The sequence below is a fragment of the Puia sp. genome, from assembly GCF_035546395.1.
GTDB lineage: Bacteria > Bacteroidota > Bacteroidia > Chitinophagales > Chitinophagaceae > Puia.
In genome coordinates this window covers 911,922-924,448 of record NZ_DASZXR010000016.1, presented here as the reverse complement: position 1 = coordinate 924,448, position 12,527 = coordinate 911,922, and the positions used below count along the sequence as shown (strand labels likewise).

At 48.0% G+C, this 12,527-nt stretch carries 10 protein-coding genes; 6 read left to right on the top strand and 4 right to left on the bottom strand.

Features of this window, described 5'->3' with window-relative positions; all coding sequences use genetic code 11:
- Positions 1-90: 90 nt before the first annotated feature.
- The 3 genes from VHE34_RS25010 to VHE34_RS25005 all read left to right on the top strand — a co-directional run bounded on the left by VHE34_RS25010 (position 91) and on the right by VHE34_RS25005 (position 1,897).
- Complete coding sequence (locus VHE34_RS25010) at positions 91-291, top strand: hypothetical protein (protein WP_325593047.1); 201 nt, start codon at positions 91-93, stop codon at positions 289-291.
- Between the two features lie 232 nt (positions 292-523).
- The gene (locus VHE34_RS31235) at positions 524-841 is read left to right on the top strand and encodes a DUF6577 family protein (protein ID WP_414709925.1); all 318 of its coding nucleotides are present in this window, start codon (positions 524-526) and stop codon (positions 839-841) included.
- A 114-nt stretch (positions 842-955) separates the two neighbouring features.
- On the top strand, positions 956-1,897 hold the full coding sequence (locus VHE34_RS25005; protein ID WP_325593046.1) for a hypothetical protein: 942 nt from the start codon (positions 956-958) through the stop codon (positions 1,895-1,897).
- Between the two features lie 24 nt (positions 1,898-1,921).
- Here VHE34_RS25005 and VHE34_RS25000 read toward each other — a convergent pair whose 3' ends face one another.
- The 4 genes from VHE34_RS25000 to VHE34_RS24985 form a co-directional block, all read right to left on the bottom strand.
- Positions 1,922-3,478, bottom strand: coding sequence for an ATP-dependent nuclease (locus VHE34_RS25000; protein ID WP_325593045.1), 1,557 nt, complete (start codon positions 3,476-3,478; stop codon positions 1,922-1,924).
- Between the two features lie 706 nt (positions 3,479-4,184).
- Positions 4,185-5,402 (bottom strand): relaxase/mobilization nuclease domain-containing protein, encoded by a 1,218-nt coding sequence (locus VHE34_RS24995; RefSeq protein ID WP_325593043.1) that lies wholly within the window; start codon positions 5,400-5,402, stop codon positions 4,185-4,187.
- Positions 5,336-5,800 carry a plasmid mobilization relaxosome protein MobC gene (locus VHE34_RS24990; protein WP_325593085.1) on the bottom strand — a complete coding sequence of 155 codons (465 nt, stop codon included), beginning with the start codon at positions 5,798-5,800 and terminating at the stop codon, positions 5,336-5,338. Before VHE34_RS24990 ends, VHE34_RS24995 begins: the two co-directional genes overlap by 67 nt.
- Positions 5,801-6,496: 696 nt before the next feature.
- On the bottom strand, positions 6,497-6,829 hold the full coding sequence (locus VHE34_RS24985; protein ID WP_325593041.1) for a hypothetical protein: 333 nt from the start codon (positions 6,827-6,829) through the stop codon (positions 6,497-6,499).
- 422 nt (positions 6,830-7,251) lie between these two features.
- On the opposite strand from VHE34_RS24985, the gene VHE34_RS24980 reads away from it, so the two are divergent.
- The 3 genes from VHE34_RS24980 (at position 7,252) to VHE34_RS24970 (ending at position 12,371) form a co-directional block, all read left to right on the top strand.
- Positions 7,252-8,595 carry an IS110 family transposase gene (locus VHE34_RS24980; RefSeq protein ID WP_325593039.1) on the top strand — a complete coding sequence of 448 codons (1,344 nt, stop codon included), beginning with the start codon at positions 7,252-7,254 and terminating at the stop codon, positions 8,593-8,595.
- Between the two features lie 302 nt (positions 8,596-8,897).
- The gene (locus tag VHE34_RS24975) at positions 8,898-9,740 is read left to right on the top strand and encodes a trypsin-like peptidase domain-containing protein (protein ID WP_325593038.1); all 843 of its coding nucleotides are present in this window, start codon (positions 8,898-8,900) and stop codon (positions 9,738-9,740) included.
- Between the two features lie 864 nt (positions 9,741-10,604).
- Positions 10,605-12,371, top strand: a complete 1,767-nt coding sequence (locus tag VHE34_RS24970) for an ATP-dependent nuclease (RefSeq protein WP_325593036.1) — start codon at positions 10,605-10,607, stop codon at positions 12,369-12,371.
- Positions 12,372-12,527: the final 156 nt, after the last annotated feature.

Sequence of the window (12,527 nt, the reverse complement as noted above, 5' to 3'; positions counted from 1 at the left end):
TTGATCACTATCTTGATGGCGCCAAGCCACCCAGAAATTCTGTATCTCATATAAATAATACGAGTGATTATGCGATCAAAAAGTGATTCTATGAACATAGCAGGCAGCCACAGGTTGCAGAAAAAGCTTTTGCTGGCGACGCGCATAATGCTAATGGATATGGAGCCAAGAAAAAAAGAAGCCATTTTGACTTTTTTGAAGGGAATGATGGAATTGGACGAAAAGGAAGAGAAACTGTTCGATGAACGGCTAGCAGAGTTGAGAGGGATATTGGAGCTGGAAGACGAGTGAAAGGGGATTGGCTTGGTCGGTTATCAATAAAGAGTTGGCCGCCAGCGGTCATGCATCGGTCGGTGATGGCATTATTGGTTATTATGCAAATCTGAGGATTTTGAAACTAATATAAGCCACTTTTAATGGAAAATGGCTTAATATCAGAACCTCATGTATGGATACAAAAAAGCACATTGAGACACAGCTAGCCAGGTATTTTTCTCAGCGCGAAGCCTTCTCCTGGGATTAATTGTTTGCCAGTTTGCGGAGACTGGATCCCGGCCTGAAGGAGGGCGCCTTCGCCCGGCGTATATTTGATCTCCGGGAAAGTAACTTATCCAAGACTTGGGGTAAAGGAATCTATACGTTGAAACAGAAGCAGTCGTTCAAACGGAAGACGGATCAAGTTGTGCATGAAATAGGCTCTTTTCTTAACAGCTTAGGGAATCATCATGATTGTAACATCTGGTCGACGGCCCGGCTGAATGAATTCAGAGGGCTGCAAGCCACTTCATTCTTCTATATTCTGGAAGTCGACAGGCGTCCATGGAGCAATACAGCGCAGTAGGAAGGATTTTATGGCTTGCACAAGAGACCGGTGGAGAATGTTTTCTCAAAGGAAAGTAGGTAGGTGTCGCAGGCAAAGATAAAACGGTTTAGTATTTTGCCATACCTTTAGTCTATGAGTACTCGACAAGATAGGGAAATCGTCGATGTGGATGATTTTCAAAAAAAATTCAATGAGACAGATGAGAAATTGGTCGCTCTTCGGCAGGGCTTTTACGCCTTAGCAATGGACTTCGGTTTTCACATCGAAAATACCTTCGGAGACCATAGAATTCAAGAGTTGCGGGACAACGTCATTTATCGATTTTTCAGCTCGATGTTTCACTGTCAACTCCTGATGCGGGAACATCATTTTATTGGCGAAAAGTTGGAGGCGTTATTGAAAAGGGACCCGCAACAGATTTTACGGGATGTTTATCCGGCAAATCCTCATTTTGAATATGCTGAGAAAATGGTTTCGTCAATTGTGGATAGCATCGTTTTTCATCTATCTTCAGTTTACGACTACATGAGCATTTTGATTCATTTCGTCAGCCATAAGGATCGAGACAAAACGCTCATGTGGTCGCAAATCTGCCGGTCGGCAAGAGATCCGAAGAATACACTATATATACGAGGGGTTGCCAAAGCAATTGATACTGTAGATCGTTCATTTGCGATCAAGTTGTACGATCATCGGTCGGAATTGCTGCATCGTTCAGCCGATATTACCCTGCAGGCCTTTCAATTGAAAATGGATACGGGAAAATTTAACATCCGTTTCATTTGCACACCACAGATAAGAAAGACGTTCAAGTCGTTTGGTGAGCCGGACAAGGATTATACGGTCTCCCACTTTTCATTTTGGTTAGTCAATAGAACGGCAGAAACGATAGGAGAACTGCTGGTTGCATTAAAACATGACATCGAACAACATTCGGAATTCCCGCATCACACCTACGCCGACGGCTCAAAGCCTTTCATCATGCTAGTAGACCCCATTACGCATAGACCTCAGTCTCCATCCAAAGAACATTGGGAGAGGTTTCACGAACATTTCCCTGGCTCCGCAGCGTGAGTGGGAAAAGGGTCATTAGCGCCATTACGTGGACCGAAGTTTCGCCACGATATCGGTAATCGTATCAATAATCTCTGCTGCAGACTCCTTTAAACTAGCCTTCCCTTCCTTCGGGTGCTGATTGATCCATTCGATGACATCATTTAACAACTCTTTTTTTTTCTCTTGCTTGTCAGGCGATTTTTTCATCAATCCGATGGCCTCAACTCGGCCCTGGAACAGAGCGGGGTAGTAGCCTTCAAACTGTGGCTTTTTCCAGGTGGTGAAGTGCGCCACATCCCAGGATTTGAAATCCTCAATGAGCGATCGGATTGCCGCAACCCCATCGGCATCTCCATCGGCAATAACCCAGGCTCTTTCTTTGTATATCGGTGCGAGGTGCAGGTGTACGAAGATTTCCTTCATATGACGAAACTTGGATTCGATCGTGCTGGCGCCTTGCGCAGCCACAAATCGGATCAATCCGGCGGCCTGCGGTACAAAAAGGGGCACGATGAAGTCCCGGATCAGTCGTTCCGCGCTGGATTCTTCCAGGATGACGTACCCCTTATAGAACTCGAAGTCAAAAGGCGAGTAGCCCAACTGCTCCAGAATGAAAAGCCGCCCCTCCGGCGAATTGTCAAGCATATTGAGCTTGGCCGTAGGGATATAGGATGTTGAGTCATCAATGATCGGGGCGTTGGCGTAAAAGATACGGGTATCTTTGAGGTCGGCCAATGCCTTAAGAACGATATTGGAATGCGTGCTGATGATAAATTGGTTTTGGGCGGACTTATCGGCGATGAGTTGCAACAACTTTTTCAGCGCCGCTGGATGAAGGTCGTTCTCCGGTTCCTCCATCAGGAACAATTTTCCATTTTCGCCGAGTAGACAGGTGAGCAACCCAACAATATTGACCACCCCGTCTCCCATGGCCTCGATGGGAATCATCGCGCCATTGAGGGAAAACGCCCCGAGAGAAAGACCACCTGTGTTAGTCGGAATAGCGGTGACCAGGAAACCGAGGATATCTTTGCAGTAGCGTTCATAAGCTGTTCTTGTCGTCGGTTGCGCATCTACCCTCTGAACCTTTAACGCTAGATTCTGAAAATTGTCAAATATGGCATTGGCGTTTTGGGTGGAGCTATTGATAGTGTAATTCGTTAATTTTCTTTTGGAAAGGAAGGGGTAGATGAAATTATGGGCGTTTTCTTCGGCAGGAAGGCCATGGAAATCTCGGGAGAGTTCATCCTTGTTCGATAGAAACTGAACAAATTGCTTTTCGGTGACTTGGTTGGCAATTTTGAATTGTACTCGGCATCGATCGCTCCCTTCTTCCATTGGATTTTTGCCAAAAAAGTATTTGATTTTATCTACGGGGGAAATCCCCTCCAGACCGATGTGAATTTGGGCGAACGCCCGACCCAATCGAACGTCCCCGTCGCTAATTGAATTGAGATTCTGTAGTTCGTACAGGGAGCGAATAACTGTAGATTTTCCTGCGTTGTTGCGCCCAGCGATGATGTTAATCCCTTGAGAAAATTCCATCTCGAGTTCGGGATAACTTCTGAGATCACTCAACTTGAGTGTTTTTACATACATAGCTGGGGTTTGCCCCAAGTTACGAAATAGCTGGCTAAGTATATGCGGAATCGATATCCGGCCTCTTTGTGAAAAAGAGTGGGCGGTAGAAAACAGCCCCCGATAATATTGTCACGACAGGCAGGCAATAACTCGGGCGGAGACCGGAAGCGGCTCGACCGGCACGACGTTGCCGGTGATCGACGACACCTTTGCCTTGGCATACAGCCCATAGCCGATCTTAATCAACTTGCCCTTCTTAATAAGCGCCAATAAGACCCGGCCCACCTGATCATATCCTCCCAGGTCATCAAAGTCCCCGCGTAGGAAAAGGGGCGGATGCTTGCGTGTTATCCGCGTCGCAATCTGTCCCTCCAGCGACTTGCTGTATCGCTCCGATTTTGTGGCTGTATTAAGATTCTTCTTTTTTTGCCTTCTTGAGAGCTCGATGGGAGGTCTTGGGAATAGGGACTCTTTTATACTTTCCCGTGGCCTTGTAAAATGCGATGGCTTCGCTGATAATGCGCCTATCCTCCGCTGTCACGACATGCGGTTCGACCACGAAGTCTATTCCTTTAGGCTCCCTAATATATCCCATCTGGCATTGGTTTTAATTAGCTCATTTTCGTTTTCCTATCTAAATATTAATACCACTTATTGGTCTTTTTAACCCGCTTGAATTCGCAAAAAATACAATCGTTAGACCGTACTCTGGCTGACGTTTCCATCAACGCTTATGGCGATAAGCCAAATGCTGATCCTGTCCGAACCGGTCCGGGCCGGCCGGATGGGTGTGAAGGGTTGCGGAAAGGACCTGGGGGACGTTGGCGCTGAAGCGGGCGTCGGAGTGTGGCGTCGCTTTTTGTTGGTGGCCCTGCTTGGCGGGCCTCCGGCGGGGGACGATGGCCGCGTCGAAGGCGGCGGTCGTGTAGTCCGGCCCCAAGTGCTTGCCGGTGACGGCGATGCGGGTTTGGTGATTGACGAAGATCTGGTCATGCGGGTTTCGGCCATTGGCTGGCGGACGGACGATCTCGATGCCGTCGCGTTGTAAGTGAGATACCAGCGAGGGTAGGGTCGGGTGCCCCTGGTCCAGCGTCCAGTCGATGCGGGATTTGACGGAGACCAGCTGCTTTTCCCGTTGGATCCAGCTTTCGGTATACTTCTTATCCAGCCGGCTTTGAGTGGGCCGGCAGGGCAGTTGGGAAGCCATGATCGGCGGACTGACCCGGTTGCCCTGGTCGTCCAGGGCGACATAATAAAGGCCGTTGTACCGATGGGTTTTGCTGCCGGGGGCGCCGGTTTCGGCCGTGACGTTGTACGCGCGAAGGATGGCGTTGTATTCGGGCAGATTGGTGAAGTGATAGTGCTTCATGACGGTGGCAACGACGCGGTTGACGGCCTCGGAGACGGGCTCGGACGAGTTGGGATCGAGCTTTTGGGTCGACTCGGGAATGGGAAGATGCTGGTTTTGCCGACGCTGCCGGGAAGGTATCAACTGGAACTCGGCTTCGATGGCTTTGCAGGTGGGTTGGGACAGATCGACACCCATGCGGTGGGTGTTGACGCGGCTGCCGTCGAGCCGGATCAGCGAGGAGACGATATGAATATGCGGGTGATTGGCGTCGTTATGACGGTAGACCAGGTAGGGTTGATTGTCCATTTTCAGACCCTGCATATAGCGGTCGACGATGGCCGCCAGTTCCTTGTCGGAGAGCATTTCTTTGGGTGAAAAGTTCAGTGTGGCGTGAAACATTTTCACCTGCGATCGGCCGTTCAGCTCGTTCAGGCGCTGGAACCGGCGGAGCTTGTCGTCGTATGTCAGGCGTTCTTTACTCTGCAAAAAATTGCCCGTATGAATACATTGGGCCTTGCCTTGTGCTACTTTTTCTTCGTTGTAGGCAAGGGGTTTGGCCGTGCTTCTGACGGTGTTGATTCGCGCAACCATAGCTCGTATGCTTTTTCGATGGTGGTAGAAATAGTGTCGATTTTCTTGAACAGGTGGGTCTTGTCGGCTTCGTTGAGGAGGATCCATTGCTGGATACCAGGCAGGTGTTTGAGGGTGCGGAGCTGACGGATGGCCTCGTCAAAGTTGTCGCTGATGGTCTTGAGTTCGGCCTTCAGGAGGAGCATACTTTTCTCGAAATCGTCCAGGGATTGGTTGCGATAGTGCCGCACGAGGGGGTTGCCGAGCACGGCCTTTCGCACATATTCGCTGGCCGTTTGGCAGGTGGATTGCCGTTGAAGGGCTTCGAAAGCCTGGCTTTCTTCTTCGTTCATGCGAACCGTTAGCCATTTGATCCGCTTCGTTTTTGTCTTATCCATACCGGTATTCTTTTTACCGATCGTTAAAAATGGCGGGTAAGGTCATCTCGCGGCGGGCAGCGCTTCCAATCCGCGTGGTACCTTCAGACACCTTGCTAAGCTTCGAGGGTAAGGACATTTTTAGGCGGTTCCAGAGGGGCGGGTTGTTAAAGGGTATTTCATGCCTGTTCGCGGCATCGCGGGCGGGTGAGGCTGCCAATCGCCAGGATAGGGCATTTTGGACGGTCAGGGTGTTAGGATCCGGTGGTTTCGAATCCGGGCATTTGGGGTGGAAAGTAAATGATGGGGAATGGGAGGGTGATGGGGCGAGAAAATGGGAGGGAGAGCGCGGGAGGGTTGTTGGATGACACTGACGGGGAAGGCGTCGGTTAGCGCCAGGTCGGACAGGCCATTTCGCCGGTGGTTACGATGTTTTGCAACAGCTCATGGGGTAGGGTGGTCCTGTCGGGCAAAGGCTCTTTGGGCGTTCGGTAACATCTCGGGGAAACCCAAATGTGGCACGTGTCGCCAGCAAAATAAAACTCGGGAGCTCGTCTTTTTCGGCGCAATGCCGATGGTATTGAGGCGGCTGGTCCACTCCATAGGATGGACCCGGCCAAGAAACAGATGTTCCATACTTCACCATTTCACGTTCACACGGTGAAGATAGAACGATACCGCGAAATTGCCAAGGGTTAGCCGTATTCTGTATAGGTGAACGACGTGAGCCGTGCCACATTACCAGATGGCTCCGGACCGGGAACCGCATTTACTCATGAGCAAATCGATGCGGTAAAGCACAATGTTCCGGAGGATCGTTGACCGGGTTTCTTTGAATAATGCGCAAGCGAGATCCAGCACACCACCTTTGCGTTTACCGTGGTCCAGCCGAAAGGTGTTTGTTTGACGGTCGACATACAGCGCGCCGGTTTCCTTGAAGGGCGAGTTGAAGATGGCGAGTCCCTCCTCCTCAACAATTCCGCCACAATACCCTAAAATCTCCATGTATGTCTTGACACAAAGGTTGTTGACCATCTCCGCCTGCTGCTTCATCGTCGGTTTCTTTTTCATAATCGTTTGTTTGAGGTGATTAAAAAATTAAACCGACTGGCCCGGCGGATGGCTGGCCGAATGCAAAGGAGGATCGGAATAAATGCTGCGGGTGTTGGGGATGACTATCTCGATGCTGCTGAAGCGGACCCCGATGACCAGGATTTGTACTGCACCGTTTTATGCCGAAGTATAGATATTGGTGCATCAATGTTTCCCGGGTAATAACTGGAGTTCATCCTCTGGCCAAGTACTGGACTGTCTTGTTCATACCTTTATAGGAGAAGCTCGTTGCAGCGAAACCTACAAGAACATTGGACTTTAAGCCCAAGCCGAAGTATGGTTCTGTTGTCCCTTTCAGTTTCAGATTGGGTGTTCGAACCCGTATAGAAGAGTAACTTTTTAGGACGACGGGCAACGGGTTTCTTTTTAAATTAAAAAATATGAAAAAGGACACCCGTAAAAAAAGCACAGTGGATATGCCGCTGGTGAATCCAAATGCCGCCGGCATCGACATTGGAGACACAATGCACGCAGTGGCAGTCCCTCAGGGCAGGGACTCTACTAATGTCAGGACGTTCGGCGCGATGACGGCGGACCTGGAGCAAATCGTCAAATGGCTAAAGAAATGCAAAATTGACACCGTTGCGATGGAGAGCACCGGGATTTACTGGAAACCACTGTTCGGTCTGCTGGTTAGGTCAAACTTCGAGGTGTACCTGGTTAACTCCAAGCAGGTCCGTAATGTAAGCGGCCGGAAAAATGATGAGGATGATGCGGTTTGGATTCAAAAATTGCATAGCTGCGGCCTTCTGAAAAGCAGCTATCTTCCAGACGACGAACAAGAGGCATTGCGGGCGTTAGTTCGATATCGGAGAACCCTTGTCAATGATTCCAACAGGTGCGTCTTGAGGATGCAAAAAGCCTTGGGAATGATGAATATTAAAATTCACAAAGTGATTCGGGATATTGCCGGCAAAACAGGGCTTGCCATTGTAGAGGCCATTATCAATGGGGAAAGGATTGCGGAAAATTTTCTTCCTTTCGTTGACAATAGGATAAGAGCAGACAGGGATATGATTATAAAATCCCTGCAGGGCAACTGGCGGACTGAGCAGATTTTTCTATTGAAAGAGAATTTTACTTGCTACAAATTTTACAGAGATCGAATTTCGGTCTGCGATGCCGAGATTGAGAATCAGCTACAGAGATATCATCAGGGAAAAATATCTCAGCCGCGGAGTGAGTTGACTGTCGGCACCAGAAAACATGCCAATAAGAATAAGCCAAGGTTCAATACGTCGGACTATTTTAGAAGCATTCTCGGCGTTGACGTTATGGCTATCTATGGTATCAGCGACATCCTTGCTTTGGAGATTCTTTCAGAGACTGGGACCGACATGAGCAAGTGGGAAACGGCCAAACATTTTGTGTCGTGGTTGAACCTTTGTCCTAATAACAAGATCTCCGGTGGGAAGCTTATCAGCAGTACCCTGATGAAGAAGCGACCCAATACCGCAAGTCAGGCTTTTCGGAATGCCGCCAACGCTGTGCAACGAAGCGACAACTGGCTGGGAGACTATTATCGTCGGATGAAGGCTAGAGGTGGGAATAAATATGCCATGGTGGCTACCGCTAATAAGATTGCAACGATTTACTATACAATGGTTAGATACAAGAAGGAATTCAACCCCCTGGATCTAAAAGAATATCAGCAGAAATACAGGCAGGCCAAAATCAGCTACTTGGAGCGAAAATTACTTGATCTAAAGAAGGACGTCGCTTAGCTTGGTTATATAGAAGTTCCTTGGCGAGGCCGGCCAGGAGCCGAAGTTTGCGGGGTAATTTTCAATCCCTCTAGTCGAGGGAGCAGGCGGAAACTGGCCTCTGCGGGGACAAGATGCTGCAAACATTCCTCGCATCTGTCCCCGCAGAGGTGCCAACGGCGAACTATAGGCTGGAAGTCTGCCGCCGTCGATCGCCGGCGGCAGCATATTCTTAGTCTTCTTGCAGATCATTTTAAAAATGGGTGTTTTCACCTTGTTGAAATTCATGTTCCAAATGTATATTAGCCGTCAAACTCACGACTATGAAATTGATATCTGCTCTTCTCTTTTTGGGTTTCTTTTCTCAGGCCCAAGGACAATACATGTTTGATGAGAAATTTATGACAACAGCTGTTTTGGTTGACTATAAAAACGGCGATTTTGGGTCAGCATCCTTCTTAGCCGATAGTCTGCACGTGTTCCTTGTTACTGCTCGTCACGTGATCTATATTGTCGATTCCACTGGAAAACGGACGAACAAATTACATGGAGATACTGCATTTGTAACAACTTATTCTGATAATATTGGCACTGACCGACAACATAAGTTGACAATCGACCTCAAGAATTTAGATCGTTCGGGCCTAATTTTTTCGGATTCGACGCGGGACGTCGCGGTACTTTGGTTAGCAGACAATCATAATGGTGGAATAGACTATAATGACTATGTCAATACAAATGAATCCAGGCATCTTTCGGTAGTTCAAATGAGTCAAATTGCCAGGGCCGCCGATGTAAAATATGGTATGGATATTTTCTTTTTAGGGTACCCAAAATCATTAAGAATTATTACCAACCAGCTTGAATTAAACAAGCCGTTGCTCACAAGAGGTATCATAGCAGGCAAGAATTCTATAAATCAAACTATCATATTGAATGCTCAGGTCCACCACGGAAACAGCGGTGGTCCGGTATGGGGCGCGTTTCCTAACGAATTTAAAGTCATTGGAATTGTGACAGAGTTGATTCCTTTTGAATCGGAAATATTTCAAAATGCTAAACAAGTTCCGAATGTGGGCGTTTTTAATAACTCGGATTTTTCAGTAGTACAGCCAATAGACCACATAATGGCGCTTTTAGATCTAGTAAGAAAAAAAGCACATTGAGTCCTAGTTGGGTCCAACTATGTCAAGCTCAGTATTGCTATGGGCAATTTGTCACGTTGAGCAAATAGAAGTAGATAGAAATGGAGAACTATCGCCTAGATGTGCTCACCCGATGATCGTCAGGGGCAGCTTTTTTTTACCATTAGAATATCCCGTCGAAGCATCTGGGCGAGCCCGGGACGGGAGTGAGGAGGAACGACGAAGCGGACGGGACGGGACCGCCACCGCCGCCACGTGGCCCCCGTGCTGCATCGGGAGGCAGACAACGGAGGCCGGGATGCGGCTACCCGCTGGTCGACCTTAGTGTTTGGCCGTAGCCTGGCGGAGGCCAAATCACATATGGAAGCGGGGGCCACTGGCAGGTGGCGGACGAAATGAGGCAGCGGGTGGACGCGGCAGATGAGGCGGCGAAGCGTACTGCGTTCGCGTGAGCGAGGAGGGCTGAGGAGCGAAGCGTACTACAGACCCGCAGCTTATGCGATCGCAGCGCCTGATCGGAGCGGCCACGGGAGCTGCCCGACCGGAGGCCCCCGAAGCGAAAGAACTGTGCCAGACTGCGAACCCGGAAGCAACATACGCACGCCTCCGGCGACGCAATGAAGTGCGTATGTTGCCTTCCGGGCGAAGGCGATCTGCGAGGAGCCACTGCACCGCAAGCGGATGGCCTTCGGCATGGCACGTGTTCTTGCCGAGGGGGCCGGAGGGAGACATTTTTTTCCTGTTTTGTTGTTGCTGTATTCGTATGGGGCCGACTCGTCCGATACTTTGACCAGTTTGTCCAAATTGGGTGTTTTTACTGTGAGGCGAGCCAGCGGCTTTTGGTAATTTGCACGTTTACATCTGTAAATCTGGAAATCTTGCTTTATGCGAATTATAAAATTTGGGGTCAACAATTTCCGAGCTATTTCAGGCGGCCTGGAAAACAATCAGATCAATTTTGACGGATCTAACACGATCTTCATTTTCGGTCAGAACAATGTTGGAAAATCGACTTTCCTCGCAGCGTATAATTTTTTCTTCAATGACCAGTCGCCCTCTGTAGATGATTTTTACAAACGGGATCAGTCGGATTACTTGGAATTCGAAGTTCAAATGGGCGTCGATGATCTAGACTTGAAGTATATTCAAGAGAAACAAAAGACAAAGCTGGAATCTTTCAAGCGGTTTCTCAATGAACAATCTGAAATAAAAATAAAACGGACCTTTACACTGAAGTCTGACAAAGGCAAGGTTAAGACTTCGGAGCCAATTGACAGAACTTGGAATCCTGGGACAAACAAGTACGATGATAACGCTTTTGGTAGTATCGGGCTTATTCAGGTTTTCCAAGCCCTTATGCCTACGCCGATTCTAATCAAAGCGATGCCTTCCGAGCAAGAAGTTGAGGCAATCGTAAATGAAATCCTGTCCAGCAAGGCGAAGCTTAGGTTAAATGATAAAGAAATGAAAGAGTTAAAGGATGCCCAGGACACGGTAAAAAATTTGCAGGAAAAAATGTATAATCCAATATCGATCAATCAATATCAAGATGAAGTCAACAAGCATTTCAAAATGCTGTTCCCGGATACAAAAATAGAGATCGGCGATTCAGATAAGGTAAAATGGACGGAGGATAAGTTTGGCAAGAAATTTAACGTCGAATTCAGGAAGCAAAATGAGGATGGCTCGCATGACGATAAGACTCCAAGTTCTTATAGTACCATAGGCCACGGTGCAGTTCGAAGCGCTATTTTTTCGCTATTATTAATGAGAGACGTCGCGGAGGAATTAGCGATCCGATCAGACAGAAAGGAATATTTGATCCTTTTTGAGGAACCTGAGCTCTTTCTATATCCCAAAATTTTAAGAAGCCTTCGGGAACTGATCTATTCTGTGAGTGAGAAGAACTATCCCTATCAAGTCCTTTGCGCTTCTCATTCACCGCAAATGATTGACCTGTCGAAGCGGAACTCAACTCTTGTCCGAATGGTGCAAGACGGTACAGGAACTAGACTTTATCAAGTGAAGGATGACGATCTCAAAGAAGCAAAGGAAGCAAAGACGTTTGAAGATTTGAAACAGGCCATGTATGAAGTTCTACGGTTCAATCCTCATATTTGTGAATCCTTCTACGCAGACGAAGTGTTGCTTGTCGAGGGTCCTACAGAGGAAATTATTATTAGGGGAATTTTGCAGAAGGTCAATTCAGGCAAAGATCTATTTATTGTTAATTGCGGATCGGTCACCAATATTCCCTTTTACCAGAAGGTGTATCGAAAATTTTCTATTAAAAGTCATGTCATTTGCGATACGGACAGTCAGCCGACTGATGACACCGATGTATTCGGAAACCCGGTTTTTTCCAGCGGTATTCAGCAAAGCATTTACCAGGAGCACTTGCAGAATTGCAACACGAAGCCCAGGCTTGGTGGCCTTCTGCGAACTCATCACCCAACCTTCGAGCCGGCGCACCAGCAAACGTCAGTTGATGTGGCTTGCCGTTTCCCTGCCTATCCGGCAAATTACGGGAAACCTTTCAACGCGAATAAATACTGGCTGGAAGTCCTGGAACCCAACTTTGATCAAGAGTCAATTCGAACAGTACCAATCATCATTTATCTCATGGATATGATAAATTTTGGTTGGGTATGAGTATTTCTATATACGAAGTTTTGGGTAATCTGCTGCAGAAACAATAGTTGTAAAGCATACAGTTGCTTGCTATGGAGACGATTTCGCGATCTATTCATTGTCTAGCTTGTTGTTGCATTTCTGAAGCGTAGTAGACCGGGGCACTGGGTCCTATTT

Excerpts from the sequence above, each read along its gene's own strand:
- VHE34_RS25005 (WP_325593046.1), top strand. The coding sequence starts at position 956 with ATGAGTACTCGACAAGATAGGGAAATCGTCGATGTGGATGATTTTCAA.
- VHE34_RS24975 (WP_325593038.1), top strand. The coding sequence starts at position 8,898 with ATGAAATTGATATCTGCTCTTCTCTTTTTGGGTTTCTTTTCTCAGGCC.
- VHE34_RS24985 (WP_325593041.1), bottom strand. The coding sequence starts at position 6,829 with ATGAAAAAGAAACCGACGATGAAGCAGCAGGCGGAGATGGTCAACAAC.
- VHE34_RS24970 (WP_325593036.1), top strand. The coding sequence starts at position 10,605 with ATGCGAATTATAAAATTTGGGGTCAACAATTTCCGAGCTATTTCAGGC.
- VHE34_RS25000 (WP_325593045.1), bottom strand. The coding sequence starts at position 3,478 with ATGTATGTAAAAACACTCAAGTTGAGTGATCTCAGAAGTTATCCCGAA.
- VHE34_RS25010 (WP_325593047.1), top strand. The coding sequence starts at position 91 with ATGAACATAGCAGGCAGCCACAGGTTGCAGAAAAAGCTTTTGCTGGCG.
- VHE34_RS24980 (WP_325593039.1), top strand. The coding sequence starts at position 7,252 with ATGAAAAAGGACACCCGTAAAAAAAGCACAGTGGATATGCCGCTGGTG.
- VHE34_RS24995 (WP_325593043.1), bottom strand. The coding sequence starts at position 5,402 with ATGGTTGCGCGAATCAACACCGTCAGAAGCACGGCCAAACCCCTTGCC.